This window comes from Haloarcula montana, assembly GCF_035666295.1.
Lineage (GTDB): Archaea > Halobacteriota > Halobacteria > Halobacteriales > Haloarculaceae > Haloarcula > Haloarcula montana.
This window is the reverse complement of the sequence record NZ_CP142027.1, coordinates 490,928-516,559: the sequence shown is the minus strand read 5'-3', so window position 1 is coordinate 516,559 and position 25,632 is coordinate 490,928. Positions and strand designations below refer to the sequence as shown.

The following is a 25,632-nucleotide window of genomic DNA, read 5'->3' as shown; positions in this document are numbered from 1 at the left end:
GGTGCGACGATCGTCGACGGGACTGTCGCGTTCACGCGTGACGGCTGGCCAGCGTGATCTGCCGGGTCCCGGCCTCCGACTCTCCCGTCCACCCCGACCACACCAGCCGCGTCAGTGCCCGTCGACGCGCCGTTCGACGGTCCAGGCCGTGTCGTCGCTGTCCCGAAGCCGATCGTAGAACCGTCGCAGTCCTTCGGACTCGGTCGTCGGGAGGATGTGAAGCCGGACGCTGCCGTCACGGACGGCGACACGGAACACGTCGGCTGTCCCCTCGTCGCGGACCAGCCATAGCGGCATCGGCAGGTCGTGGAAATCACCGTAGCGGTACGGGCCTGCCGTGAGGATATCGAGGACGACCGTCGCGAGCGCGCCGTCGTCGAACGACCGGTCGGGGAGCAACCGGAACTCCGTCCCGCCCTCGTACTCGACCCCGCTGTCGTGGGGGAAGCGCCGCTGTGGCCGAGCGGGGATGTCGAAGGACGGATCGGTGCTCATCGGCTCTGTACCGGGCTTGGGCGCCTGTGGGATTAAAAATATGCCCCGTCTCAGGCCGATTCGAGCGTCTCGACGGCCCGGTCGACGGCTGTGGGTGTGGCCCGCGCCATCGCCGTCGCGATGACGTAGCCGACGACGGCGTCCTCGACGCGTGACGCTCTGACGTCGCCGTCCAGTCGGCCCAGTTCCCAGTCGGCAGAAGCGACCGACCTGCTGGCGTCGCTGACGACTGCCCGGGCCAGGGGTGTCGACTGACTGTCTTCCAGCGCCGTCTGGAGCGCCTCGTAGGCCGTCTGTCGGTAGTGTTGGACCGCCTCTCGACTCTCGACCTGGAAACTCTCGCCCTCGTCGAGGCGCTGCTGGACGCGGTCGCTTGCGCCGTGGACTGCCAGGAGGCGTGCGCCGTCGACGACGCCGCTTGCCGGTCCGGGCCGGGTTCTGACGGTCTCCGCGCTGTCTTCGGCCCGCCAGCGGAGGCTATCGAGCAGTTCCTCCCGTGGCCCCCATTCGTCGGCCGTCTGCTCGGGCGGGAGGTCGGATCGGCGTTCTTCGAGGGTGGCGGCCAGGGTCTCCTGTGCGCTCCGGAGCACCGCCTCGACCGTTCCTACGTCAGCCGGGAGCGACGCGGTAAACCGTTCGGCGAGGTGCCGGGCGCCGTCGAGACGGGCCTGTGTTGACTCGGTCTCTTCGCCCCACTCGGCCACCGTCAGGAGCGTCCCGCCGTGGGAGACGTGGACGCGGTCTTCGTCCGTCGCCTGCTCCAGTGTCTCCTCGATCTCACCGTGGACGACCGCCGCCCTGACCGGATCGTCGCCGACGTACTCGTACTGCTCGCGGAACGACCGGGCCGACGAGGCGGCCTCACTGCGCTCTTGGCGTAGCTCCGGGACGGTCCGCCCATCAGTGACGAACGCCCATCCCTCGGCCGCGTACCGGGCTCGTTCGCGGGCCTGTCGGAGGGACGTGAGCGCGGTGAGCTCCGTCGGTGCCTGCAGGGCCTCGTCCAGGTTGGCTCGCGCGTCGGCGGCGGCGGTCGTAATGTGGCTCCGGATGTGCCCGTTTGGGATGTCGTCGGGACCGAGCGGTGTCGGGAGTTCCGCCAGCAGTGACGTCGTTCTGGACCGTTCCGCTTCGAGGTGTGCCGTCCCGATGTCGACCGGCACCGACGGCGGGACGGGCCGGTCGGGATACTCGTCGTCCTCGACGTCGGGGAACCCGTAGGTACTGATCCGTGGCTCCTCGCTGTCGGTGACGCTGTCGAGTGCCGAACAGCCGGCGAGCGCGCCGGCGCCGACGAGCGAGAGGAACCCGCGGCGGGTCGCGCCGTCCCGCATCAGGCGTCACCTCCCGACGTGCTCTCGGTAGCTCCGGAGCCGGATTCGGCGACGGTCGTCGCCTCGCCGTCACCGCTTTCGGCGGTCCCAGCGTCCGACTCGTCCCCGCTGCGCTCCGCGGCCATCCCCGGTCCCCTGTTGCACGTCCCCGACCCGATCGACGAGCCGTGGCTGTGGACCTCGCCCTCGTCGAGGGCGGCCGGGATGCGGATGAGTCGTGCCTCGAAGACTCGGTTCTCGACCGCACAGGCCTCGTTGTACGGGCGGATCGTCCGGGCGTAGTCGGTTTCGATGTCGTCGGGCGACCAGGAGACGCTACACAGCGTCAGCTCGAAACACTCCTCGACGCGGTTGGTCTCTAAGTACAGCGTCTCGCTCGCGAAGTCGGTGGCGTCGAGAAACGCAGTGACTCGCTCCTTCCCGTCGATGTCGGCCACCGCGACGCGGTCCGCGCGTCCGGGCGAATCGACCAGCGTCGACGCGATGTGGAGCCGTCGGTCGTCGGGGTCGGGCCGTTCGCCGTCTCCGTTCGGGTCGGTGAGCCAGATCGGCGGCCGTTCGCTGTTGGTCCGGAGGACCACGCTGTCGGGGTCGGTCGCGCGGCCGCTATCGGGCGGGGTGTCGTCGCGCTCGCCGGCCGTCGCTGTGCTACTCGCCGAACCGCCCGTCAGCCCGCTACACCCGGCCAGGGCGGCTGCGATGCCTGCGGCTCCGTGGAGGAAACGCCGTCGCGTTGGAGGGACCATTGTCTCGCTCTCGACTGCGAGCGCCACGGATATATTTTTCCTGGCTCGGCGATGGGCCGTGTTTTTGTCCGATCAGCCCCTGGAACCGGGTATGTGTGGCCGGTACAGCCTGTTCACGCCGCCCGACGAGATCGAGCGTCGGTTCGGAGCGACCTTCGAGGCACCGTTCGAGTCGACCTACAACGCCGCGCCGAGCCAGTCGCTCCCGGTCGTCACCAGCGAGGCCCCCGAGACCATCCAGCGGATGGAGTGGGGACTGATCCCCTCGTGGGCCGAGGACCGCTCCGAACACGGCTACATCAACGCCCGCGCCGAGACAGTCGAGGATCGGGCGTCGTTCGCGGACGCCTACGAGGCGCGCCGGTGTCTGGTCCCCGCAGACGGCTTCTACGAGTGGGTCGACCGCGAGGGCGGCAAACAACCGTACCGGGTCACACTGCCGGCGGACGAACTCTTCGCGATGGCCGGCCTCTACGAGCGCTGGCGCCCGCCACAGCGACAGACCGGGCTCGGCGAGTTCGGTGCGAGCGGCGAGGGCGGCGAGGACGATGTCGTCGAGACGTTCACGATCCTGACGACCGAGCCAAACGACGTGGTCGCACGGCTCCACCACCGGATGGCCGTCGTCCTGGCACCCGAGGAGGAGTCGACGTGGCTCGCGGGCGATGCCGACGACCGCGCGGCCGTGCTCGACCCCTACGACGGCCCGATGCGGAGCTACCCGGTCTCGACGGCGGTCAACAGTCCCGGCAACGACCACCCGGGACTGATCGAGGAAGTCGAAGCGTAGGGACCCACAGTATTCTGGTGGGCTGCTTACCGGTCCGACCGGGCTACGGCAGTGTATGCAGACATCGGTCGAGCCAGAGCCAGAGCGGCCAGTCGCCGCAAGCGTGACAGATCTCGTCGGCGGGACGCCGTTGGTCCGTCTCGACGCATTCTCGGAGAACCTCTACGGGAAGTACGAGGCGGCAAACCCCTACTCGGTCAAAGACCGGATCGCGCTGTACATGATCGAGGCCGCCGCCGAGTCGGGCGCGCTCCCGCCGGACGGCACCGTCGTCGAGGCGACGAGCGGCAACACCGGGATCGGGCTGGCGATGGTCGCGGCCGCGCGGGGCTACGACTGCGTGTTGACGATGCCCGAGTCGATGAGCGAGGAGCGCCGGCGCCTGCTGTCGGGGCTGGGGACCGACCTCGAACTCACTCCCGCCGACGACGGGATGGGCGGCGCGATCGACCGGGCCGACGAACTGGCCCGAGCCGACGACGCCGTCCGCGCCCGTCAGTTCGAGAACGCGGCGAACCCGCACGCCCATCGGGAGACGACCGGCCCGGAGATCTGGCGTGATACCGACGGCGAGGTCGACGCCGTCGTCGCCGGCGTCGGTACCGGCGGGACGATCACCGGCATCTCGGAGTATATCAAAGAGCAACAGGGCGCCGCTCTCACGTCGGTCGCCGTCGAACCCGAGTCCTCGCAGTTGCTCTCGAACGACGACCCCGACAGCCACGACATCCAGGGGATCGGCCCCGGCTTCGTCCCGGATATCCTCCGGACGGAGCTACTAGACGAGGTCAGGACCGCGAGTGCCGAGCAGTCCCGGACGGCGGCCCGGCGACTGGCCAGCGAGGAAGGGCTGATGGTCGGTATCTCCGCCGGGGCGGCGCTACACGCCGCGACGGCCTACGCCGAGGACAACCCCGGAGAGACGGTCGTCGCCGTCCTGCCGGATACCGGCGAACGGTACCTCTCGACGGGGCTGTGGGCCTGAGACCCCCTCAGCGGACGAAGTCGTGTGCGCTCTCGTCCTTCGAGAGGGGTCGGGTGTCGTCGCCGTCGGCGAAGGCCTCGCCCGCCAACAGGAGATAGATCGTACTGCCGACGGAGACGGCCAGCCCCACCAGCGGGACGCCGACGGCAGTCCCGCCCAGAAGCGGCGTAATTTGGAGGACGGCAACGCCGGCGAACGCGACGATACCGAGAGTCCGACCCCATCCTTTCCGGAGCACGATCCCGACGCCCGCCGGGAGGAGGACGACACCCGCGACAGTCTGGACGGCGGCGAACACCACTGCCGGGAGCGATCCCAGGGCAAAGAGGAGCGCTGTCACGCCGGATACGGCCTGGAGGAACCCGAGACCGACGGCGAGTGCGCCCACGACGTACAGCCCTGGATCGGTACCTGGACGTGCCATACGCCCGTCTCACACACCGGTCGGTAAGTGTCTTGTCACGAACGACCGGGAAAACGAGCGGGGTTACTGGACGCGGCCGAACGCGAGCGTCCCGCTGATGGACTCGATGTAGGCGGTGACGACCTGGCCCTCACGGGCACCGGAGACGAAGATGGTGTACTTGCCCTTCTCGGCGACGCCGTCGCCCTCGCGGCCGGTACCGGTGATCTTGACCTCGTAGGTTTCGCCCTCTTCGAGGGTCGGACGGTCGTGTTGTTGGGTGGAACTCCCGCCTTTCGCGACCGGGCGGAAGGCACCACAGGCCTGACAGCGGAGCATGTCGACGCCGTCCTCGGTCTTGAGGACGGTGTCGGGAAGGCCACACTCCGAACAGGTGACGTACTCGGCGACGTAGGCGTCGATGGCGGCCTGGAAGTCAGCGATATCGAACGAGCCGTTGTAGCGGGCCTCGTTGCCGTCGAACTGGCCGTTGGTCCCGAACTCCCGCTGGATCGCGCGGTGGAGATGCCGGGACTCCCGGGAGAGGGCGTCGGCGATGGCGCCGAGGTTCGTCAGTCGTGTGAACGCCCCGTCTGTCTGTCCCTCGGGGTCGGGGACCGAGAGCCGTTCGCCGGCCTCTCTGGGCTGGTCCGGCAGTACGTCGTACGCTCGGTCGAGTGCCTGCTCGTAGTTCATACGGAATCCTGTGGCCACAGACGTAAAGCGTCTCTGTGAGGAGTGGTGACAGACGCCTGGCGTTACGGTTCTAGGACGACCTTCCCGCTGGAGGCGCGGCTCTCGATGTGCTCGTGGGCCGCGGCGGCGTCGGTCAACGCGAACGTCTCGCCGACGATCACTTCCAGATCGCCGCTTGCCAGCCCCTCCTGGAGGTCCGGAACCGCCGCCATCACCCGTTGTGGCTCGTGGACGAGGCCGCGACCGAGGTGGTAGCCGATGGCTCGCTGGTTGGCGAACAGGAGGTCGCTGGTCGAGAGCGATCCCGGGCGACCGCTCGCTGCTCCGTAGACGACCATCCGGCCGAACTGCCGCAGTGCGTCCAGCGACTCGCTCGACGTGTCGCCGCCGACGCCGTCTAACACCAGATCGACGCCCTGGTCGGTCTCGGCGTGAACCGCCTCGACGAAGTCGTCCTCGGTGTAGTTGATCGGGTGGTCACAGCCCAACCGCTCCGCGAGCCCGAGTTTCTCGGCCGTGCTGGCGGTCCCGAACACCTCTGCGCCCGCTCGACTGGCCAGTTGGACCGCGGCCGTCCCGACGCCGCCGGCGGCTGCGTGGATTAGCACCGACTCCTCCGCCTCTAGCTCGCCCCACTCGAACAGGCAGTTGTGGGCGGTCAGGAACTGGACGGGAAAGCCCGCGGCCTCGGTCAGACTCATCTCGCCGGGGATGGGGAACGTGAGCTGTGGATCGGCCAGCGCGTACTCGGCGTAACCGCCCTCGTCGACCAGCGCGACGACGCGGTCCCCCTCGTCGAGCCCCACGTCCTCGCCGACGGCGTCGATCCGACCGGCGACCTCCATCCCGGGGACGTAGGGCGGTTCCGGTCCGCCCTCGTAGTGGCCCCGCCGCTGCATGATGTCCGCGAAGTTGATGCCCGCCGCTTCGACCTCGATCCGGAGCTGGCCCGGCCCCGGCTCGGGAACGGCCCGCTCTGTCACCGACAGTCCCTCGCGGCCGCCGAACTCGGTCACTTCGATAGCGTCCATGGTCTATCGAACCGTCCCCATGCCCCTCAACCCTTCTGAACGGCGAGCAACGCTGTCCGGGTTTCAACACTCCCCCAGCGGAACCCGGAGGCCGTCGCCGGCCCGCTCGAGGGTCGTACCGAACGGTTCCGAGAGCGTCCGCATCCGCTCGCGGAGCCACTCGGCGGCCGTCTCACTCGCCGTACCGACCGCCGAGTCGTCGATCTCGACCGGTACCAGGCGCAGCGCCCGGAGGGTTCCGTCGGCGACGACCAGTTCGAACAGGAAGCTCCGGTCGTTGTGGAGTCCCTCCTTGACGAGGTAGTCGTCGACGTAGTCCCCGGCGTCGTAGATGATCGGCCGACCGCGGTAGGTCTCGATCCCCTGGATCACGTGGGCGCTGTGACCGTGGACCACGTCCACGCCGCGGTCGATCAGCCAGCGGGCGACCCGCTGTTGTCCCTCCGAGGGCCTGACCTCCCAGTTCGGCCCCCAGTGAAGCGTCGCCACGAGCAGGTCCGGGTCCCGATCCCTGGCTCGGGCGAGCGCGGCGTCGACCCGCCGTTTCGACAGCGGGTCGTCCGTCGACAGCGTCGTGAACGCCGTTCCGGGACTGTTCCCGCGAGCGGCGTACAGCGGCGCCTGGTCGGTCAACGCGACGACCGCGATCTCGATTCCACCGACGGTCACCGTCGCCGGTGCGAACGCGGCGGTCCGGTCGCTGCCCGCGCCGGCCGTCGCGATCCCGGCGGCTTCGAGGTGCGTGACGGTATCGCGGAGCGCTTGCGGCCCGAAATCGAGCAGGTGGTTGTTCGCCACGCCCGCGACAGTTGTCCCCGCCGCGTCGAGTGCCGGGACGGCCCACTCCGGCTCAGCACGGAAGTAGAACCCTCGGCCGGGCGTGCGCTGCCCTCGGTCGGAGACACAACACTCCAGGTTCAGGACGAGGCCGTCGAGCGCGCGCAGGCGGTCGATCGTCGGTCCCCAGACGCCGGCCGGATCGCCGTCGCGCCACGTCTCGGTTACGTTCCGGCCGAGCATCACGTCCCCGGCGAACCCGATCCGGACCGGGCCGTCGCTCTCGACGGACGGCGGGCACGCGGGCTCGGGAACGCGGCCGAGACAGCCAGCGATCCCGGTTCCGGACAGCACCGACGCCAGGAACGCACGACGGGTCGGCTGCACAGGCGTCTTTTGCCGCCGTCGGTCTTGAACCCAGTGGACAACCCCGACGCCGCTTTCGGGCGATGATTCGGTACAAACTGTTATGGTTCTCCCAGCACGTCTCCACGTGTGAAACAACACGGGGGCAGCACGGATTGGGGGCGATCGAGCGATGGAACACTGCTATCCATCCGTTCGAAGGGTGTATCGAACACGGTCCGCCAGGACTGGTCGAGGGCTGTCAGTCGCCGGCCGGGAGGAACTGCCGCTCGATGAGCCTCGAACAGCACGTGACCGTCGCGATCGCACACGCGATCGCCGAGAGCGAGGGACGAGCGCCACACCGACTGGGCTACTCACTGGCGAACTACGTCGACACCGACGCCATCGAGCGGTTGGCACAGATGGACAACCACGAATGGGAACTGACGTTCTCGGTCCCCGGCCACGAGGTCACGCTCGACGGTGACGGAACGATCGCCCTCGACGGTGATGTCGTCAGCCAACCGGACCGTGGTGGGTTCGGCGAGGGATACTGACCGTCCGGCGGAGCCGTGCCTACCTGACTGTGATGACGTGTGCGTCCTCGGGTGCGAACGTGACGGTCGCCGTCCCCGTGGGCGGTGATCGAGTCCGGATTCTGAGCGGGCGGCCGCCCCAGTCGAGGTGGACGCGGGTCGTCTCGCCGAGGAACTCCGCGCTGGTCACCGTCGTCGACAGCGTGTTCGGTCCGTCGCCGACGGCGAGTCGCTCCGGCCGGACACAGAACGTGATCTCGTCACCGCGAGTAGCCGCCGCCTCCATTCCGACCGTCAGCGTCTCCTCGCCGACCGACACGTCCGCGACCCGCCCGTCGGTGGTCTCGCGGATATCGGTGACCGTTCCTTCGAAGACGTTGTTGTCGCCGATAAAGTCCGCGACGAACGGCGTCGTGGGGCGCCGATAGATCTCGCGGGGCGGGCCGACCTGCTCGGGGGTTCCGTCCCGCATCACCGCGACCCGATCGGAGATCGCTAGCGCCTCCTCCTGGTCGTGGGTGACGTAGACGGTCGTGATCCCCAGCTCCTGTTGGATCTCCCGGACCTGGACCCGGAGCCGTTCGCGGAGTTTCGCGTCCAGTGCGCTCATCGGCTCGTCCAACAGCAGGACCTCCGGACCCGGTGCCAGCGCACGGGCGATAGCGACACGCTGTTGTTGCCCGCCCGAGAGCGTGTCGGGGTTCCGATCGGCCATCCCCGGCAGGTCGACCAACTCCAGGAGCTGCCGGACGCGCTCGTCGTCGCTGACCCCGCCCGGCGGCTCGGCGAAGTTGAGCCCGTAGGCGACGTTCTCGCCGACGCTCATGTGTGGAAACAGCGCGTAGCTCTGGAAGACGACGCCGACGTTGCGCTCCTCGGGCGGGACGCCGGTCACCGACGTCCCGTCGAAGCGGACGACGCCGTCGGTCGGCCGCTCGAACCCCGCCAGCAGGCGAAGCGTCGTCGTCTTCCCACAGCCCGAGGGGCCGACGAGCGTGAAGAACTCCCCCTCCCGGACCGACAGCGAGAGCCCCGAGACCGCAGTCGTCTCGCCGTACCGCTTCGTCACGCTGTCGAGTTCCACGGCCGGGTCAGAAGCCAACGTCTTCACCTCCCAGGCGGTCGATGACGAAGAAACTCACGCTCGTGACCACGAGCAAGACCACGCCCATCGCCGTCGCCGGCCCCAGCCGCCGGCCGATGAACCGCTCGATGGCGATGGGCATCGTGAACTGGCTCGTCCCGGTCGCCAATACGACCGTCGCGGAGAACTCGCCGATCGAGAGCGCGACGGCGAAGGCCGCCCCGGCGACGACGGCCGGCCAGACCAGCGGTAGTTCGATGTCGACCAGCGTCCGTGCTCGGGGTGCCCCCAGTGCGCGTGCGGACTCGACGAGGGACTGGTCTACGCTGTCCAGTTCCGGCCCGACGGTCCGGACGACGAAGGGGTAGCCGCCGACGGCGTGTGCGCCGACGATGGCCAGCGCCCCGCCGACCGCCAGGCGCGTGTCGCCGACCTCGACGCCGAAGACCAGCCCACGGAGCAGGCCGAGGCCGACGACGATCCCCGAGACCGACAGCGGGGCCATCGCCAGCGCGTCGACGAGTTTCCGGCCCCGGTAGTCTCTGGTCGTCAGCACGGCCACGACCACGCCCATCGGCAGCGCGATCAGGAGCGCCGCGGCGGCGAACAGCACGGAGTTGCGCACGGCATCCCAGGGCTTGACCTGGAACGCCGCTCCGGTCGCCTGCCGGCGCAGGAGGAACTGATAGTGAGCCAGCGTCAGCCCGTCCGGCCCGGTGACACTCGCCAGCAGCATGCTCGCGATGGGGCCGACGAACACCGCCAGCGCGAGCACGGCGTAGACGGCGAGTCCCAGCCGGGGAACCGACTCCCGGAGGGACCAGCGGTCGGGGAGCAGCGGCTTCCGCGGGAGCGGGTCGCCGCCGCTGCGCTGGACGGTGTTTCGCGCTTCGTACCGGAGATAGGCGTACAACAGCCCCAGCGAGATGCCCAGTTCGATCAGCGCGAGCGCCGCCGCCTCCGCGTAGTCGAACTCGCCGACGAGCCGATAGACGAACACCTCGACGGTCGCCAGTTGGTAGCCGCCGAGCGCGAGCACGATCGGGAACGTACTGAAGGTGAACACGAACGTCAGCGCGGCCCCCATCAGGACCGCCGGATACAGTTGTGGCGCGACGACGTCCCGGAACGCTCGCAGCGGGCTCGCACCGAGGCTGCGGGCCGTCTCGACGGCGCTGGCGTCGACCGATTCCCAGGCGGCCGTTGTCACGCGGGCCACGAGCGGCGCGTTGTAGAACGCGTGGGCGATGATCACCGCCTCCAGGGTGAACAGCAACTCGACCCGCTGGAATCCCGCCGCCGTCAGGACGCCGTTCAGCGTTCCGTTCCGGCCGAAGGTGGCGACGAAGCCGACCGCGACCATCATCGACGGCAGGACGAACGGGAGGATCGTCAGCGACCGCAGCGTCCGCCGGCCGGGGAACTCGTAGCGAGCGAGCAGATAGGCCGCCGGCAGACCGAGCGCCACGCTCGCGACCGACGAGACCGCGGCCTGGTAGGCGGTGAAGCCGACGATGCCGAGCCGCCGGTCCGGCGAGAGCGTGGCGCGGGCGACCGCCGCCGGCGAGTCCCCGGTCAGCAACCGCGCGGGCTCGCCGAAGTAAAACGGGTCCGACAGCATCGTCCAGAACACCGACAGCGTCAGCCGGCCATCCACGAAGATACTGTCGACGAAGACCGTCGAGATCGGGTAGTAGAACAGGACGACGAGGACGAGCAGGGTTCCGGCGGCCAGCGCAGGCAGCGCCCGTCGGTCGAACTGTCGCCGGATCGCCTGCCGGAGCCCCGGTTCTCCCATCACCCGGTGGTCACACCCAGTGGTACTTAGCTCCCGCGTTCCCCTGCCAATGACTACGGGACAACAGTATTGTCACTACAGAGAGAAATGACGCGTATGTCCGACAGCATCCGGTCGGAGCACGGCGTTCGCCGACGATTCGCCGACGCGCTCTGGCGGCGACACGCGAACCCGCTGAGTGGGTGGTCCCGGGTTGTCATCCTCCCGGTCCTGCTGTACGGTATCTACACTCGCCGGCCACGGCTGGTCGTCGCCGCGTTGACCTTTACCGTCGTCAATCCGGTCCTGTTCCCGCCGCCGGAAGACGCCGACGCCTGGATGACGCGGGTCGTCCTCGGCGAACGGATGTACTACCGCCACCGCGAGGGCCGTCGACCCGTCGACCTCCTCAACTACGTGAACGGGCCGGTCAGTGCCTACGCGGTGTACGCTGCCTTTCGACGACAGCCGCTACGGACGGCCCTCGCGACGGTCCTCTCGATGGTGCTGAAGTTCGCTTTCGTCGCGTCGGTGGCGCGCTACTACGAGCAGAACCGCGCGCAGTATCCCGAAGCCGTCCCCGATTTCGACCGACGGTCGCCATAGTAACTTCGGGCGGACCGCCGGGAGTCCCGTAGCGACGGCGGCAGTTCGCCACGCGATGCGTCTACCGTCTTGCTGTTCGCCGATCAGACGCCCAACAGTAGTGCGGCGTTGTGGACGACGACGGTGACCGTGACGAGCGCGAACAACCCCAGGAAGACGGCCGCGTTCCGGTCTGAGAGCAGCGCCCACCCGCCGACGAGCCACACCATCGCCCCGAACTTCACGAGCCACAGGCCGGCGAGCCCGAACTCCGCGAGCAGCGTCGCCACGACGAGGTTCCCTTCCTCGAACCCACTGGCCAGCCCGATCATCGTCAATAGGATATCCGCAGTCGTCGCGGCGAGGATCACTCCCCACAGAACCGTGTGGGTTCGGGTCATCCGCCGTTCCCGCCGGAGCGTGAACAGCGACCCGCTGTCGTCCGATGGGGGACCCGTCATCGTCTGTGCCAGGGTGTGAACGTGCAAAAACGCTGTGTCGACTCCAGGACGGCCGGGGACGCTGTCGTGTCTGCGGGCGTGGGGACCGTGAGACGTTTGCCCGTCCCGCCCGAGGTCCCGGTATGCCCGTCGACTTCGATGCGTTCGACCACGACGCACACATGGCCAAAGCGTTCGTCCGTGCCCGCGTCGCAGCCGAACGCGGTGATCGGCCCTTCGGGTCGGTCCTCGTCCGGGACGACGAGATCGTCATGGAGGCGTCGAACCGTGTCGTCACCGAGGACGACGTTCGGCGTCATCCCGAGTTAGATCTCGCAAAACGTGCGCTCCAGGAGTTGACCGTTGAGGAACGCGCCGAGACGGTGATGTACACGAGCACGGAGCCGTGTCCGATGTGTGCCGGCGGTATCAGACACGCGGGGCTCGGCCGGGTCGTCTACAGCGTGGGTGGCGACGAGATCGGCGAGTTCACCGACCAGGATGCGCCCGTCCGCTCGGCGGCCATCCTCGACGGTGTCACCGAGGTCGTCGGCCCACACAGCAACGCCGCCGGGCGGGAGATCCACGAGCGCTACGACTGGTAGCTCACCGTTTCCACTCGTAGAACCACCACGATCCTCCGAGCAACAGGAGTCCGGCACCGAGCGCCGAGGTCGCCGGCTCCGGAATCACGAACAGGACGGCGCCGATGAGTCCCATCGTCGCCGGACCGATGTCGTCGAAATACGCTTCGAGTCCCATACCTGTCCGTACGCGCGACCGGAGTAAAGTAGTTCCTCTTCGACAGGTGGGACCGTCGCGATACTATCAGTAACGTAACATATCGTCACTGGTATGTCCTGCCGGGGTGTACCGACCGTCCGGAGCCGATCGGCTCTGTGTGTACCATGGAATCCGAGGACTTCATCGACGCGAACGACCCCGCAGCAGGTACCGACCGGTTCAGTCTCGAAAACAGCAAACTCCTCGCCATCGAGGTCGACGAGCCGGTGTTCGCGAAGGTCGGCGCGATGGTCGCCTACACTGGAGAACTATCGTTTACCGGGAAGTCGTCGGCCGAAGGCGGGATAACCGGCTTCCTGAAGGACGCGGCGACGAGCGAAGGGACCGACGTGATGCAGGCCGAGGGGAGCGGGACGCTCTACGTGGCCGACGGTGCGAAGGAGATCCAGGTACTCGATCTCGACGAGGGCGAGACGATCTCGGTCAACGGCGACGACGTCCTCGCCTTCGAGGACCGCGTCGACTACGAGATCAGTACCATCGACAGCCTCGCCGGCTCCTCGACGGGCGGGCTCACGAACGTCTTCCTGGAGGGGCCGGGCCAGATCGCGATCACCACCCACGGTGACCCGATCGTCCTGGAACCGCCGGTGACGACGGACCCGGCGGCGACCGTCGCCTGGAGCGGGACGGCCGCTCCCAGCAGTAGCGTCAACCGGAGCCTCTCGGATATGGTCGGGCAGTCCTCCGGCGAGACCTATCAACTGGCCTTCGAGGGAACGGACGGGTTCGTCGTCGTCCAGCCCTTCGAAGAACGACAGCCCTGAGTTACACCCGTCCGGCAGCGGCGGCGAGGTTCACCGAGAGGCCAAACAGGAGCAACACCGTGATGGCGGCGTAGTTCAGGGTCGCGGCCGCCGGGGCGAACAACGTCGGAAGCGCCCCGGTCTGCATCGCGATGACGTTGGCGACGGCACCCACGACGAGTACGAGACCGATCAGGCCCAGCGACACGCCACGAAGCGCGCCCAGGCGGCCACCACTGGAACCGAACTCCTGTGCTTCGAGTGCGGCCGTAACCGACGATTCGACCTGTTCCCCCAACTGTTCTTCGAGTTCGCCGAGCTGATCGCCGACGTACGCTTCGAGTGTCTGGGCCTCCCGGTCGAGTTCCGCTGCCCGCTCGTCGAGTTCGCGCTCGCGCTCGTTGAGGGCCGTCCGCCGGTCTTCGAGGTTCGACTCGAACTCGGCGAGTTCGGCTTCCTTGTCTTCGAGTTCTTCGCGGAGATCGACGGTCTGCTCGCGTCGCTTGAGCGTCTCCTCTTCTTGCTGGTCGAGTTCGCGCTCGCGCTGATCGAGTTCCTGTGCCCGCTGGTCGAGTTCGCGTTCACGCTGTTCGAGGCGCTGTTCCCACTCGTTGAGGCGTTCCTCCCGCTCGATGCTCTGGCCGCCACCTGTATCGGGATCGTCGGCCAGCTGGTCGGTCTCTTCGGTCCCGCCGCCGGCATCGAACGGGAGATCGTCCTGTGGGTCGTTGTCGTCGCTCATGTCCGTTCTGGGTGGAATGTCGACACCACGACACAAGTAGCTTGTTGCTCACCTGAGTGGTCGTTTCACTCCTCGCCGAGCACGACGTCGAGGGTCGAGTCGTCGATGTGACGCCCTTCCCGGCCCGCGGTGTAGGTCTTGGCGAGTGCGATGACACGGCCCGTGTAGGAGTCGCCGATGTCCGGCGACAGCTCCGACTCCAGGAGGTCCGTCGTCCACGCACAGTCCGCGTAGTCGATGTCACCGCGGACGAGTCCGAGACACAACGAGACGACGATACTGTTCATCGCGTCGGTGATGTAGTTCGGGTCGGCGCCGCTGACCTCTCCCAACGAGGCGATGTCCAACTGTGTTCCGTTGACGGTCGCGGCGAAGACGACCGCGCCGGCACCTAACTCGGCCGCCGTGTACCCCGTCCCGCTTTCGGTGGGATCGTATCGCTCCAGCGAGCGGCGACTCTCCTCGCGGATCTCCTCGGAGATCCCCAGTTCGCTGGCGAGATCGTCGACGATCTCGCCGGGCTCCCGTCGCGGGATCTCGACGTCGACCGCCTCGTCGAGCGTGTCGAGCCACTGTGCGAGGACTCGCGGCGGGAACTCCCGGCGGTCGGCGACCTCGACGGCGTCGACGTCGCCGTCCTCCATCCGGGAGGCGGCGACGACCGTCGCGCCGGCCAACTGGGCGGCGTCCTCGACGTCGACGTCGTCGACCGCGTCGCTGACCATCCCACGGGCCAGCAGTCGCGTCGAGGCTCCGATTCCGAGTTCCTCGACGAGCGCGTCGACTTCGGTCTCGACGGCGTCGACGGTCAGATCCGTTCCGACACCGTCCTGTTCGGCGGGGATCCAGACGACGACGGAGCCGGCTCGCTTGCGCTGGAGCGTTCCGTTGTCGGCTAGGTGTTCGAGCGCGTCCCCGACGGTCTCCTCGCTCTCCTCGTGGGCGTCGGCGACACCGGTAGTGGTCGGTAGTTCGTCCGGGTACATCGACGTGACCGTCTCGACGTACTTCTCCGTGTCAGCGACGGCTCCACCGTCATCGTCTGCTGCCGTCTCCGTGTCGGGCGAGGCCTCCGTCCCGCCTTCGGCAGTACCGGCACCGTCGGCGGCTGTCGACTGCTCGTCGCTCTCGCTGTCGGTTGGGTCCGGTTCGTCGGCGCTTGCTTCCGTAGCGGCCGCCTCGTCTGGGGCGTCGGTCTCCGGAGCGACCCGGTACCGGTCTCTCTGGAGTCGGTCCTCGCCCAGGAGGTCTTTGAGTTCGTGGGCGCGGTTCCGCACGGTCACTTCGTTCGTTCCGGACGCCTGTCCGAGCGTGTCCTGGTCGTAGTTCTCGCCCTCGCCGTTGACGATCGCCGCCAGCGAGAGGACCGCACCTGCCGTCGCCGCGGGCGAGGGACCACCCGAGACGACTGTCGGGTCGGCTTCGAACGCGTCGTGGAGGATCCGGTGCCCGACGTTGACGAGTTCCTCGGGCATGTCGACGGCCTCACTGAACCCCTGGACGAGTGCGTCCGGGTGGGGTGGGACGTCGTCGATATCGAGATAGGAGCCGACGGCTTCGAGTTGCTGGTGTGAGATCGCGATATCGCCGTCCGATTCGAGCAACTCGGACCAGGCCTTTGCGATGTCGTGTTCGCTGACCGGCAGCCCGTCTTCGCGCGAGGAGAGGGCAAGCGCCGCCGCTGCGACGTTGTCGAGGCTGTCCGCGTCGACATCGGGCTCGTTGCTCAACTGGTTCAGCCGGACCTGGGTGATCTGGAGTGTGTTGTTGGGGATCTGCAACTGTTCGCCCACCTGGGCCAACCGGCCCTCTACGGTATCGTCTGGGCTGCTCGACATAGTCGGATCGTTCGAGCGTCACTGTCTTAACTGTTGGATACTCTGTGACCCCTTGCGGGCGTGAGGTTGTCTCATGCCGAACGTTCACACGACCATCGAATCGCTTTCCCGTGGCGGGGGCGGAGACTCCGTGTGAGCGATGATACAGGGCGCCGGAATCTCCGGATGCCAACCGACGACGAACTGTTCGCGGTCGTCACGGAACACAACGGCGGGAACCACGTCCGTCTTCAGTGTGAGGACGGAAAGAACCGGATGGGCCGGATTCCCGGCCGGATGAAGTACCGAACGTGGATCAACGAGGGCGACGTGGTCCTGGCCGAACCGTGGGACTGGCAGGACGAGAAGGCCAACATCGAGTGGCGCTACGACAGTAAGGACGCCGACCAGCTCCGGGCGGAAGGCCACATCGAGTGACGCCGCGAGGTTGGTGAGCGGTACTATCGGTCGGTACTCCCGTTGCCGATAGAACAGAGCAGAGCAACTGTCCGCGTCGACTCTGGGGATGGACCCGGGTTTCTGACGCTGTTGGCACACTCTCCAGAGATCGGAGAGGTGCGGGTCCTCGACGGGTTCGGGCTGACTTCGACCCGGCGTTCAGAAGTGCTCACGAGCAGTCAATAGACCGTCCACACACAGGTCCCAATTAGCGACGACTAACTGGGACAGTACACAGACGACGGTATGGCTGGCGTCCAGGCGGCCCCGAACGTCCTGCTCGTGGTGATCGACTCCGTCCGAGCACGCAACTGGTCGCTGTACGGCTACCGGCGCGAAACGACACCGTTTCTGGAGTCCGTCGCCGCCGAATCGATGTACCTAACGCACCTATAGACGGCGCTCGATTCGTAATCCGTTCACTTCTCTTCGCACATGTGGGGAGAGAAGGCTGGCCTCGGCACTCACGACTCACAATCTATCCATAGTGACTGTTTTAGCGCGCCTATAGTGTCCGCTCGTTCCGTTACTGTTCGTCCAGCATCTGGATGCCATGCTCCACGACCGCCTCGGTCACGAAGAGACTCGTCTCACGTTGGAGTGCACGCATGAGTGATGCCGCCTCGTCCCTCTCGAGTAATCTCCGAGCGTGACCGAGCGCAATTACGCCGATAGAGCCGTGCACTTCGACGCCAGCGTCGGATGCTGTCTCTCGGGCAGCGAGGTCATCGGTTAGGAGAACGACTCCCCGCTCTTCAGCTACCGCAATCGCGGCGCGTTCTCCGGCATCCAGTTCTTCAGTTCCGACTCGGCTTTCATCGGCTTCGACGAGTTCGTACGAGAGGTCGGCCAGCCCGTCCGGAACACCTCCGGCATCGACCTCCTTGTAAACCGTCTCTGGAACGAAGAGTGTGTCAAACGTCGCGAGCAGTTCAAGCGAGTCGATTTCGGCGAGGTGAATGAGCGGTCCTGCGTCCGAGACAGCCGCAAGCGTCACGCGTTCAAACCCCAGTCGACGTCTTCCTCGACGACCTCCCGCTCTCGCTCCGCTCGCTCGACTTTCGTCCGACCGACACGTTCGATTGCTTCCTCGCGGTCGAGTTCGCCGTCGAGGTACCGAGCGAGAACGAGGTTCTCCCAAAGGTCTTCAAGACCGCGTTCGAGTGCCCGCTCAAATACTTCGGACTCCGGAAGGCCACGGGCTTCAGCGATTTCTCGAACCCGGTCGGAGATTTCGGCGGCCATACCGTATGATTGCTCGGCAACGTTCTTAAATCCGTGTCTGCCTACTCGGCGAGAATCTGACCGGGGCCTATGTCTACCGTGGCCACAACAGATTCCCCTCAGAGAAGGTTTCTACCGTCAAAAATAGCGGCCTCAGCACTCATAGGGATCGTCGTCGTCGGGGAGTCACCCGGACTCGGACCCGTACGATATCGTCATCGGCCAGACGGGCCTACAGCCTCGGGAGCCAAGACCGTTCTCCATCGGCGCGCACAGTAGCAAACTGATAAACACCCGGGAGGCGTCAGCGCCGATATGAACCGACGACGCTTTCTCGGACTCGCGACAGCGAGTGTCGTCACCGGAGTTGCGGGCTGTGGTGGTAGCGAAGCGAGCGGTGAGTCGATCAGGGATCACCCCGCTGCTGCCGACCTCGATGCCCAGCCACACCTGGGCTCGCTCGACGGCCACGTCGTGTTGACCTTCGAGGACCCTTCCTGTCCGACCTGTCGTGACTTCCACGAAGGGACGGTCCCACAGATCCAGTCGGAGATCGTCGAACCGGGCAAGGGCGCCTACGTCGTCCGGACCTACCCCGTCATCTACCCGTGGGGAGCGCCGGCGACACAGGCCCTGGAGGCGACGTTCGCCCGTGACGCCGACGCGTTCTGGTCGCTGCTGGCTCACTACTTCGAGACCCAGTCGGCGTTCTCGACGGACAACGTTCTCGATCGGACGGCGACGTTCCTCGACGGCGAGACCGACCTCGACGGGCAGGCGGTCGTGGCCGACGCACGGGAACGGGCCTACGACGAGCAGGTTCAGGCGGATATCTCGGCGGCCGACAACGCCGGACTGGGCGAATCGACGCCGATCATCCTGCTGTTCGAGGACGGCGAGTTCGTCACCAAAGTCACCGGCAGCGTCAGTTACGAGATCGTCGCACGGGCACTCGGCGAGAGCGAATGACGGTCCGTACCGGTCTTCGGCGTGCTCGCGGGGCCGTTAGGCTCCCGACCAGTCGAGCGGACTGGCGGCTGATGGGACGGACGGTCCGGCTGGTGCTGGGCGTGCCCGGGTACGCCGTGGTGGCGGCTCTCGCGGCGATCGCGTCCCTATCGGCATTCGCCGTCTCGTTGAACATCCCGCTCGTCTTCGATCTAGTCCTCGGAGGCTCACTCCCGCTTGCTGACCGGCTGATCGTGCTGCTGGAGCTGTATCCGTTCGTCGGGACCTCCTTTCACCCGCTGCAAGGTGTGCTCCTGGTCGCGGTCGCCCTGTTGACCGGTGTCGATATCGCGTTGGTGACCTACCACTTCCGGGAGCACGGGCTGGCGCTCCAGCAGGGCGGTGCCGGCGCTGCCGGTGTCATCCTGGGAACGCTCGGGGCTGGCTGTGCCGCCTGTGGCTCGGCGGTCCTACTGGGACTGCTGTCGCTGTTTGGGGTCTCGACGACGCTGCTCTTTCTCCCGCTCGACGGCTTGGAGTTCGCCGTCGGCGCGGTGGTCGTGGTGACCCTCTCGATCCACTGGCTCGCCGAGGGGATGCGTGGCGGTGAGATCCGCGGCTGTCCCGTCGATATTTAAGCGGGCCGGTGTGAACAGGACCGCATGGAGCCCGACGCTCGCGTCCCGCTGCCGGACTCTTCGACGGTCGTCGAGGCGGCCCCGGCGCTGTTCGATTCGCTGGCGATCGACGACCTCCACGTCGCCCGGGCGATGGGGAACAACCCGCAGGTCTTTGCCGGTCTGCTGGAGTATCTGGACGTGCTCTACGCCGCACTCCCGCCACGAACCCGCGAACTGGCGATTCTCGCGGCTGCACGGGCGCTGGGGGACCGATACGAGTGGCATCAGCACGTCTTCGAGGCTCGGGAAGCCGGGCTGTCGCTGGCGACGATCCGGACCATCGGTCGAGGGGGGACCGACGGGCTGGCCGACGACGCCGCGGCGCTGGTGACGTACGTCCGGGCCTACTGTGACCGGGCGGTCACCGACGAGGCACACGAACGGGCCAGGACCCACTTCGAGCCCGACGAACTGGTCGCGATCGCGTTGCTCGTCAGTCACTACGTTGGGACCGGGCTGTTCATCGACGCGATGAGAGTGACCCCGGAGACGACCTTCGTCGGCTGGGAACCGACGGAGACGGACCTCGACCCCACCGACTGAGAGAAGGATTATATCGCTGTGGGTCCAATGAACGAATACCCGCGAATGACCGATACCCCCTCCGTCAGCGCGACCGATACCGACGAGTACGAACACCTACGGCGGAAGAAGAAGGAGACCCAGGGAACCGTCGAGCTAGCGGAGATCGTCGATGTCTGGGTCGGTACGGACGAGGTCGTCCTCCGCTGTCGGTTCGACTGGGCGACCGAACCGACCCGGCTCAGTTACGATCTGAACAGCGACCGCGGTATCGCCAGGCTCGAACGACTCTGTGAGACAAACGGGCTGGCCTTCGAACAGGTCGACCACCTCGAAGGGTCACTCGTCGAACTCCAGTACAGCGGGCAGCGCTGGGTCCCGACGGCCGAAGCCGGCTACGAACAGGGCCAGGGGTCGATCGGCGAGACCTTCCGTGCCGAACTGGGGCTTCTGGCGCGGGAACTGGCCGGCGCCCCGGCGATCGTGCGCCGCGGAATCCGGCGGGTTCGTGCCCTCTCGATGACACAGACGATCATCGCGGTCCTCCTCGTGAAGAAGCTCCTGATCGTCGCGCTGATCGCCTATCTGGTGTTGTAGCTCGTCGATCAATACGTCCGCGCTCGGCACCGACTCGCCAGTTCCTCCGTTGCTCGTTTCGAACGGGACGAGTTCGGACTGGAGCCAGTCGTGTGGCTCCCGGTTCAGTTCGTCGTCGTGATCTCGACGACGTCCCGGTGGTCGAGTTCCGTGTCGGCCCCGACCTGCCGGCCCGAGCGAACGTCGTGGGCGTGCAGGAACCCCTCGCCGATGTCGGTATGCAGGAAGTACGCGAAGTCCTCGGCGGTCGATCCGTCCGGCAGGACGAAACAGTCCTGGAGGAAGGTTCCGTCCTCCTGTGGCGTGCGCGCACCGGGGAAGACGGCAATAGCGCCCAGTTCTTCGAACAGCGCCGTCTCCAGGACGTTCTGGACGCCGGTCCCGCCGAACTCGGTGACGAACTCCCGGATCTGTTCCAGGCCGGCCGCTTTCTCCTCGGGGAGGTCGGCGGTCACTTCGAAGTCGTCGTCGCCGGGTCGGTACGCCAGGACGCCCTGTTCGTCGCCGTTTTTCAGCGCCTTCTCGGCGTGGGCCGACACCGGAACGAACGTCAGGTGCTCGTACTCAGGGTCCTCGGTGACCGTCGCCCAGTTGTCCTGGGCCGCCGGCGTGTCCATCTTGTTGGCCGCGACGAGCATCGGTTTCGTCCGGATGCGGATCTCGCGGGCCAGTCGCTCGCGGTCGGCCTCGTCCCAGGCGTCCGGATCCAGCTCAAGCTCCAGCGCGAGGACGATCTGTTTGATCTCCTCCTCGCTGACCGAGAAGGCGGACATCTGTTCGGCGAGGTCGGCCTCGATATCGGCGTCCTCGCCGTGATACCCCGAGCGGTAGCGTTCGATCCCCTTCTCTAAGATGTCGAGGTACCACATGTCCAGTTCGTTCTCCAGGAAGTCGATGTCCTCGCGGGGGTCGTGGTCGTCGGTCGGTTCCCCTTCGAGGTCGGTCTCGCCCGTGAAGTCGACGACGTGGACGAGCACGTCGGCCTCGTTGAGATCGGTGAGGAACTGGTTGCCGAGCCCTTTTCCTTCGTGGGCACCAGGAACGAGACCGGCCACGTCGACCAACTGGGTCGGGACGAACCGCACCCCCTCCGAGCAGTAGCCGTGGTTGGGCGTACAGGAGTGATCGAACTCCGGGGCCGCACAGTCGACTCGGACGTAGGCTTCGCCGACGGAGGGATCGATCGTCGTGAACGGGTACGCACCCTCGGGCACGTCGTTCATCGTCGCCGCGTTGAAGAACGTGGACTTGCCGACTGAGGGCTTGCCGACGAGTCCGATCTTGTAGCTCATTGGACCACTAGAGGCGAATCGACGGCTAAAACGTTGTCAAAGCGAGTGAGAGCGTGTGTGAGTGCCATGCACGCGGAATGGCCCGTCTCGGCGACCTGTATATTTATGCGCATGGCAGGACACCGCATTGACATGAGCCGCCCTTCCCTCCCCTGCTCTCGACGCCGTGCGTTGCAGGCGGTCGGCAGCGTTGCTGTCACTGGCCTCGCGGGTTGTCTGGGTCCCTCCGAGCGATCGGATCAGTGTCCGAACAGCGTCCATCTATCGTTCGACGAGGCGACACCTGTCGGGGTCTCGAACGAGTTCAGTACGCCCGTCGACGGGTTGGGACACGCGACGCGGACGGTCGTCGCGGACGCGCTGGGGTCCGAGTCCGGCGAGGCTACCGTTCGGGGCTACTACTCCCCGAAGCCACACACGGACTACGTCGTCACGGGGCCGCAGCCGCGGTACTACCGCGTCGGGACCGCCGACCACGACGGGACGACGGTGCCCGGCTACGAGTACGCGGTCGATATCGACGTCGACGAACCGGCAGGGGACGACCACCGGCTGTCGTTTCCCGACCTCCCACCCCACGACCGTGAGTCGCTGCGCGATGCCATCGGGAACTCACATCTGATCCATGCCCCCCACTACGACTCGTTTGCCGTCACGTTCGCGTACGAACGCGCCGACGCCCGGACCCGCTCGGTGTTCGTCCCGGAACGGGAGACGTGGTACCTGGAGTGGGAAGATACCCTGCTCCGACTGACGTTCAGCGAGCAGCGAACGGTCGAGATCACGACGACGACGGTCAGTACCGAACTCGTCGCCGAGTCCCCGGAGGCGTTCGTCGAGCACGTCGGGGGCGAACGCGGCGTCGTCCTCGACGGGCTGACGGATCGACAACGGGAGATCGTCGATCAGGCCGTCGACGGGACCTACACCGACTGTGAGCCGGACTCCGCTGCGTTCGAGGATCTGCGTGACCGTCTTTCGATCGGGAGCGACAGCCCGGCGGCGCTGGCTCGATACGACGGTCAGTGGTACTTCACCGGGCTCGAACCCCCTCGGTGACGGCGTCGCTACTCACCGACCCGCTCCCGGGCCGCCGCGACCACCAGCGGGAGCGTGATGGTCGCGTCGGCGTACACCGAGACGTTCCGGGCGTCTTTCTCCAGTTTCCCCCACGACCGGGCCTCCTCTAGGGTCGCACCGGAGAGGCCGCCCGTGTTCGAGGGGTCCATCGTCAACTGGACGGCGTAGTCGTAGGCGTCAGGCGAGACGAGCATCGTCTGGAGGACGTAGTTCTTGGGGACGCCGCCGCCGACGACCATCGCGCCCGCGCTGTCTGCCTCGTAGGCGATATCGGTGATGTCGGTCATGTCCGCGAGCGCGTCCAGCGTGAAGTCGCTGGTCTGGGAGTACATCCAGGCCTGGAGGCCCAGCACCGAGTCCTGGACAGCCGGGCAGTAGACCGGCACGTCGTTCTCGTAGGCTGCCGCCAGGATACCCGCGTCCTCGGCGACACCTTCACGTTCGTTCACCGCGGCGTTGGCCCGTCCCAGTTCCTCGGTCATGCGCTGGATTGAGACGGCGCCTTCGGGTTCGAGTTCCGAGAACACTTCCTCGCGGAGGTGGTTTTCGAACAGCGCGAAGTGCTCCTGGGGGAGATAGACGTTGTAGATCCGGTCGACGCCCTCGTCACGGAGCGTCTCGTCGTGTTCACGTTCGGTCTTTTCCGGCGGAGTTACCTCGCCGTGGTGGTGTTTGCCGCCGATGGCTTCGATGCTGTCGTGCGTGCAGTTCGCCCCGGTGGTGACCAACACGTCGATGTGGCCGTCCCGGATCAGTTCGCTGACGATCGCGCGCATCCCCGTCGGGACCATCGCCCCGGCCAGCCCGAAGAAGGTGGTCACGTCGTCGTCGAGCATCTCGCTGTAGACGTCGACGGCCTCGTGGAGGTCGTTCGCGCCGATCCCGGCCTCGCCGTAGCTGTCTGCCAGTTCGCCGACGGTCATCCCCGCCCGTGCCTCGGCGTGTCCGATCGGGTCGTGGTGGAACGTCTCCCGGTCCTCGTGGTCGGTCATCACCGGGGTCTCCGACTGCCGCCGGTTTCAACCGACCGGTTCCGTCACACCTCGCAGGCAGGGCAAACCACATACGAGTGGGAGCCTACTGAGACGCAATGGCAGCCGAGTCAGTCGGCGACCGCCTCGACGAGACGACCTGTGACCGCCTTCGGAATCGGGTCACGACGGTCGGGAGTCGTGAGGCCCTGCCGGTCACCGCCCCGTACACGAACGAGGTCGTCGGGACGGTTCCGCGCTGTCGACCGGCCGATATCGACGCAGCCGTCGACCGAGCCCGTTCGGCACAGTCGGCGTGGGCAGCACGGTCGGTCGAAAACCGTGCTACCGTCCTCAAGCGGTTCGCCGACAGCGTCCTCGCGAACCGCGAGCGACTGCTCGACGTGATCCAGGTCGAGACCGGCAAGACCCGCCTCGACGCGCTAGCTGAAGTCCTCGACGTCGTGCTCACCGCCGACTACTACGCCGAGAACGGACCCGAACAGCTCGCCGGCTCCCGTCGTGGCAGCCGTCTCCCCGGGCTCACTCGCGTCGAGACACACCACGACCCGGTGGGCGTGGCCGGGTTCGTCGAACCGTGGAACTACCCGCTTACGCTCGCGATCTCGGATTTCCTCCCGGCGTTGCTTGCCGGCAACACAGTTGTCCTCAAACCCGCCGAGGAGACACCTTTTACGGCACTGCTGGCTCACGAACTGCTCGTCGAGGTGGGCGTTCCCGAGGAGACGGTCCAGGTCGTCACCGGCGAGGGGGAACCGCTCGGCGAGCCACTCGTCGCCGGTGTCGACCAGATCACCTTCACCGGCAGCACCGAGACCGGCCGTGCGATCGGTTCTCTCGCCGGTAAGCATCTCGTCGACGCCTCGTTGGAGTTGGGCGGCAAGAACCCGGCGATCGTTCTCGCCGACGCGGATCTGGATGCGGCCGTCCGCGCGCTCGTCTGGGGGAGCTACGCCAACGCCGGCCAGTTGTGCCTCTCTTTCGAACGGATCTACGTCGAACAGTCCGCCTACGCTGAGTTTCGGGATCGGTTCGTCGAGGCGACCGCCTCCCGTTCGCTCGGGGCGACCTTCGACTTCGGCCCGAATGTCGGCTCGCTGATCAGCGAGGCACAGCGATCGGTCGTCGAGACCCACGTCGAGGACGCTCGGGCTCGTGGTGCGACTGTTCTGACCGGGGGCGAGCGACGCGAAGATGTCGGGCCGCTGTTCTACGAGCCGACCGTCCTCGCCGACCTCCCGGCCGAGGCAACCGCCGCGACGGAGGAGACGTTCGGCCCGGTCGTCACGATCGAACCCGTCGCCGACGCGACAGCGGGCGTCAGACAGGCAAACGCGACCGACTACGGCCTCCACGCCAGCGTCTGGACGGCCGACCGCGAACGCGGGCGATCACTCGCCCGACAGATCCGGGCCGGCTCGGTGTCGGTCAACGACGCCTTCGCCGGGATGTGGGCGTCGACGGACGCGCCGATGGGCGGTGTCGGCGACTCCGGGATCGGCCGCCGACACGGCCCGGAGGGGATCAGCAAGTTCACCGAGACACAGACCGTGACGAGCCAACGTGGCCCGCCGTTGGTCCCCATCGACGCCGTTCCGGCGGGGATCGTTGCACGCGGTGCGATCCTCGGTATCGGCGCGGTTCGTCGACTCAAGCGTCGGTTTCCACCGTGGCTGTGAGGGTGGACAACCGGTGCCGGGTC

Annotated in this window: 30 protein-coding genes and 1 pseudogene; 14 read left to right on the top strand and 17 right to left on the bottom strand. The window is 67.0% G+C overall.

Going from position 1 to position 25,632, the window contains the following annotated elements:
* Nucleotides 1-111: 111 nt before the first annotated feature.
* Genes VJ109_RS02770 through VJ109_RS02760 form a run of 3 tightly spaced genes read right to left on the bottom strand, consistent with a single transcriptional unit; the run spans nucleotide 112 to nucleotide 2,575 of the window.
* Complete coding sequence (locus tag VJ109_RS02770) at nucleotides 112-495, bottom strand: hypothetical protein (protein ID WP_324758831.1); 384 nt, start codon at nucleotides 493-495, stop codon at nucleotides 112-114.
* A gap of 50 nt (nucleotides 496-545) precedes the next feature.
* A complete protein-coding gene (locus tag VJ109_RS02765; RefSeq protein ID WP_324758830.1) occupies nucleotides 546-1,829 on the bottom strand; it encodes a hypothetical protein in 1,284 nt (427 codons plus the stop codon).
* Entirely contained in the window at nucleotides 1,829-2,575 is a 747-nt protein-coding gene (locus VJ109_RS02760) for a hypothetical protein (protein WP_324758829.1), read from the bottom strand. Before VJ109_RS02760 ends, VJ109_RS02765 begins: the two co-directional genes overlap by 1 nt.
* 91 nt (nucleotides 2,576-2,666) lie before the next feature.
* On the opposite strand from VJ109_RS02760, the gene VJ109_RS02755 reads away from it, so the two are divergent.
* Both VJ109_RS02755 and cysK read left to right on the top strand, forming a co-directional pair.
* Complete coding sequence (locus VJ109_RS02755; RefSeq protein WP_324758827.1) at nucleotides 2,667-3,365, top strand: SOS response-associated peptidase; 699 nt, start codon at nucleotides 2,667-2,669, stop codon at nucleotides 3,363-3,365.
* Between the two features lie 55 nt (nucleotides 3,366-3,420).
* On the top strand, nucleotides 3,421-4,350 hold the full coding sequence (gene cysK, locus VJ109_RS02750) for a cysteine synthase A (protein WP_324758825.1): 930 nt from the start codon (nucleotides 3,421-3,423) through the stop codon (nucleotides 4,348-4,350).
* Between the two features lie 7 nt (nucleotides 4,351-4,357).
* Here the strand turns inward: cysK and VJ109_RS02745 are convergent, their stop codons facing one another.
* The 4 genes from VJ109_RS02745 to VJ109_RS02730 form a co-directional block, all read right to left on the bottom strand.
* Nucleotides 4,358-4,774, bottom strand: a complete 417-nt coding sequence (locus VJ109_RS02745; protein WP_324758823.1) for a hypothetical protein — start codon at nucleotides 4,772-4,774, stop codon at nucleotides 4,358-4,360.
* Nucleotides 4,775-4,837: 63 nt separating this feature from the next.
* On the bottom strand, nucleotides 4,838-5,449 hold the full coding sequence (locus VJ109_RS02740) for a translation initiation factor IF-2 subunit beta (RefSeq protein ID WP_276180677.1): 612 nt from the start codon (nucleotides 5,447-5,449) through the stop codon (nucleotides 4,838-4,840).
* A gap of 62 nt (nucleotides 5,450-5,511) precedes the next feature.
* Nucleotides 5,512-6,480, bottom strand: coding sequence for a quinone oxidoreductase family protein (locus VJ109_RS02735; protein WP_324758820.1), 969 nt, complete (start codon nucleotides 6,478-6,480; stop codon nucleotides 5,512-5,514).
* 63 nt (nucleotides 6,481-6,543) lie between these two features.
* Nucleotides 6,544-7,644 carry a CapA family protein gene (locus VJ109_RS02730; RefSeq protein ID WP_324758819.1) on the bottom strand — a complete coding sequence of 367 codons (1,101 nt, stop codon included), beginning with the start codon at nucleotides 7,642-7,644 and terminating at the stop codon, nucleotides 6,544-6,546.
* A gap of 251 nt (nucleotides 7,645-7,895) precedes the next feature.
* On the opposite strand from VJ109_RS02730, the gene VJ109_RS02725 reads away from it, so the two are divergent.
* On the top strand, nucleotides 7,896-8,162 hold the full coding sequence (locus tag VJ109_RS02725; RefSeq protein ID WP_324758817.1) for a HalOD1 output domain-containing protein: 267 nt from the start codon (nucleotides 7,896-7,898) through the stop codon (nucleotides 8,160-8,162).
* 19 nt (nucleotides 8,163-8,181) lie between these two features.
* Here VJ109_RS02725 and VJ109_RS02720 read toward each other — a convergent pair whose 3' ends face one another.
* Together VJ109_RS02720 and VJ109_RS02715 are read right to left on the bottom strand one after the other, a co-directional pair.
* Nucleotides 8,182-9,252: an ABC transporter ATP-binding protein gene (locus VJ109_RS02720; protein ID WP_434737268.1), complete on the bottom strand. Its 1,071-nt coding sequence runs from the start codon at nucleotides 9,250-9,252 to the stop codon at nucleotides 8,182-8,184.
* Complete coding sequence (locus tag VJ109_RS02715; RefSeq protein WP_324758814.1) at nucleotides 9,233-11,023, bottom strand: ABC transporter permease; 1,791 nt, start codon at nucleotides 11,021-11,023, stop codon at nucleotides 9,233-9,235. Before VJ109_RS02715 ends, VJ109_RS02720 begins: the two co-directional genes overlap by 20 nt.
* 96 nt (nucleotides 11,024-11,119) lie before the next feature.
* On the opposite strand from VJ109_RS02715, the gene VJ109_RS02710 reads away from it, so the two are divergent.
* Nucleotides 11,120-11,608: a DUF6653 family protein gene (locus tag VJ109_RS02710; protein WP_324758813.1), complete on the top strand. Its 489-nt coding sequence runs from the start codon at nucleotides 11,120-11,122 to the stop codon at nucleotides 11,606-11,608.
* Between the two features lie 83 nt (nucleotides 11,609-11,691).
* Here VJ109_RS02710 and VJ109_RS02705 read toward each other — a convergent pair whose 3' ends face one another.
* Nucleotides 11,692-12,048: a DUF5658 family protein gene (locus tag VJ109_RS02705; protein ID WP_324758812.1), complete on the bottom strand. Its 357-nt coding sequence runs from the start codon at nucleotides 12,046-12,048 to the stop codon at nucleotides 11,692-11,694.
* 122 nt (nucleotides 12,049-12,170) lie between these two features.
* Here VJ109_RS02705 and VJ109_RS02700 point away from each other — a divergent pair, with 122 nt between their 5' ends.
* Entirely contained in the window at nucleotides 12,171-12,632 is a 462-nt protein-coding gene (locus VJ109_RS02700) for a nucleoside deaminase (RefSeq protein WP_324758811.1), read from the top strand.
* A gap of 1 nt (nucleotide 12,633) precedes the next feature.
* Here the strand turns inward: VJ109_RS02700 and VJ109_RS02695 are convergent, their stop codons facing one another.
* Complete coding sequence (locus tag VJ109_RS02695) at nucleotides 12,634-12,789, bottom strand: hypothetical protein (protein WP_276180696.1); 156 nt, start codon at nucleotides 12,787-12,789, stop codon at nucleotides 12,634-12,636.
* 146 nt (nucleotides 12,790-12,935) lie between these two features.
* Between VJ109_RS02695 and VJ109_RS02690 the strand changes: the two genes are divergently transcribed.
* Complete coding sequence (locus VJ109_RS02690) at nucleotides 12,936-13,598, top strand: AIM24 family protein (RefSeq protein WP_324758810.1); 663 nt, start codon at nucleotides 12,936-12,938, stop codon at nucleotides 13,596-13,598.
* 1 nt (nucleotide 13,599) lies between these two features.
* On the opposite strand, the gene VJ109_RS02685 is transcribed toward VJ109_RS02690, so the two are convergent.
* Together VJ109_RS02685 and VJ109_RS02680 are read right to left on the bottom strand one after the other, a co-directional pair.
* A complete protein-coding gene (locus VJ109_RS02685) occupies nucleotides 13,600-14,319 on the bottom strand; it encodes an AAA family ATPase (protein WP_324758808.1) in 720 nt (239 codons plus the stop codon).
* 65 nt (nucleotides 14,320-14,384) lie between these two features.
* Nucleotides 14,385-16,157 (bottom strand): hypothetical protein, encoded by a 1,773-nt coding sequence (locus VJ109_RS02680; RefSeq protein WP_324758807.1) that lies wholly within the window; start codon nucleotides 16,155-16,157, stop codon nucleotides 14,385-14,387.
* A gap of 132 nt (nucleotides 16,158-16,289) precedes the next feature.
* On the opposite strand from VJ109_RS02680, the gene VJ109_RS02675 reads away from it, so the two are divergent.
* Entirely contained in the window at nucleotides 16,290-16,574 is a 285-nt protein-coding gene (locus VJ109_RS02675) for a translation initiation factor eIF-1A (RefSeq protein ID WP_324758806.1), read from the top strand.
* Nucleotides 16,575-16,841: 267 nt separating this feature from the next.
* Nucleotides 16,842-16,982 (top strand): annotated as a pseudogene (locus VJ109_RS02670) (sulfatase-like hydrolase/transferase); the annotation flags it as partial.
* 139 nt (nucleotides 16,983-17,121) lie between these two features.
* Here the strand turns inward: VJ109_RS02670 and VJ109_RS02665 are convergent.
* Together VJ109_RS02665 and VJ109_RS02660 are read right to left on the bottom strand one after the other, a co-directional pair.
* Nucleotides 17,122-17,592, bottom strand: coding sequence for a PIN domain-containing protein (locus VJ109_RS02665; RefSeq protein WP_324758804.1), 471 nt, complete (start codon nucleotides 17,590-17,592; stop codon nucleotides 17,122-17,124).
* On the bottom strand, nucleotides 17,589-17,840 hold the full coding sequence (locus VJ109_RS02660; protein WP_324758802.1) for a hypothetical protein: 252 nt from the start codon (nucleotides 17,838-17,840) through the stop codon (nucleotides 17,589-17,591). Before VJ109_RS02660 ends, VJ109_RS02665 begins: the two co-directional genes overlap by 4 nt.
* A gap of 294 nt (nucleotides 17,841-18,134) precedes the next feature.
* Here VJ109_RS02660 and VJ109_RS02655 point away from each other — a divergent pair, with 294 nt between their 5' ends.
* The 4 genes from VJ109_RS02655 (at nucleotide 18,135) to VJ109_RS02640 (ending at nucleotide 20,566) form a co-directional block, all read left to right on the top strand.
* On the top strand, nucleotides 18,135-18,788 hold the full coding sequence (locus VJ109_RS02655) for a DsbA family protein (RefSeq protein WP_324758801.1): 654 nt from the start codon (nucleotides 18,135-18,137) through the stop codon (nucleotides 18,786-18,788).
* A gap of 71 nt (nucleotides 18,789-18,859) precedes the next feature.
* On the top strand, nucleotides 18,860-19,405 hold the full coding sequence (locus VJ109_RS02650; RefSeq protein WP_324758799.1) for a hypothetical protein: 546 nt from the start codon (nucleotides 18,860-18,862) through the stop codon (nucleotides 19,403-19,405).
* A 24-nt stretch (nucleotides 19,406-19,429) separates the two neighbouring features.
* The gene (locus VJ109_RS02645; RefSeq protein WP_324758797.1) at nucleotides 19,430-19,990 is read left to right on the top strand and encodes a carboxymuconolactone decarboxylase family protein; all 561 of its coding nucleotides are present in this window, start codon (nucleotides 19,430-19,432) and stop codon (nucleotides 19,988-19,990) included.
* A 27-nt stretch (nucleotides 19,991-20,017) separates the two neighbouring features.
* Nucleotides 20,018-20,566 carry a hypothetical protein gene (locus VJ109_RS02640; protein WP_324758795.1) on the top strand — a complete coding sequence of 183 codons (549 nt, stop codon included), beginning with the start codon at nucleotides 20,018-20,020 and terminating at the stop codon, nucleotides 20,564-20,566.
* 104 nt (nucleotides 20,567-20,670) lie between these two features.
* Here the strand turns inward: VJ109_RS02640 and VJ109_RS02635 are convergent, their stop codons facing one another.
* The gene (locus tag VJ109_RS02635) at nucleotides 20,671-21,858 is read right to left on the bottom strand and encodes a redox-regulated ATPase YchF (RefSeq protein ID WP_324758794.1); all 1,188 of its coding nucleotides are present in this window, start codon (nucleotides 21,856-21,858) and stop codon (nucleotides 20,671-20,673) included.
* A 132-nt stretch (nucleotides 21,859-21,990) separates the two neighbouring features.
* Between VJ109_RS02635 and VJ109_RS02630 the strand changes: the two genes are divergently transcribed.
* Nucleotides 21,991-22,917 carry a hypothetical protein gene (locus VJ109_RS02630; RefSeq protein WP_324758792.1) on the top strand — a complete coding sequence of 309 codons (927 nt, stop codon included), beginning with the start codon at nucleotides 21,991-21,993 and terminating at the stop codon, nucleotides 22,915-22,917.
* 8 nt (nucleotides 22,918-22,925) lie between these two features.
* Here VJ109_RS02630 and VJ109_RS02625 read toward each other — a convergent pair whose 3' ends face one another.
* Complete coding sequence (locus VJ109_RS02625) at nucleotides 22,926-23,930, bottom strand: deoxyhypusine synthase (RefSeq protein WP_324758791.1); 1,005 nt, start codon at nucleotides 23,928-23,930, stop codon at nucleotides 22,926-22,928.
* 98 nt (nucleotides 23,931-24,028) lie between these two features.
* Here VJ109_RS02625 and VJ109_RS02620 point away from each other — a divergent pair, with 98 nt between their 5' ends.
* A complete protein-coding gene (locus tag VJ109_RS02620; protein WP_324758789.1) occupies nucleotides 24,029-25,609 on the top strand; it encodes a succinic semialdehyde dehydrogenase in 1,581 nt (526 codons plus the stop codon).
* The last annotated feature ends 23 nt before the right edge of the window (nucleotides 25,610-25,632 follow it).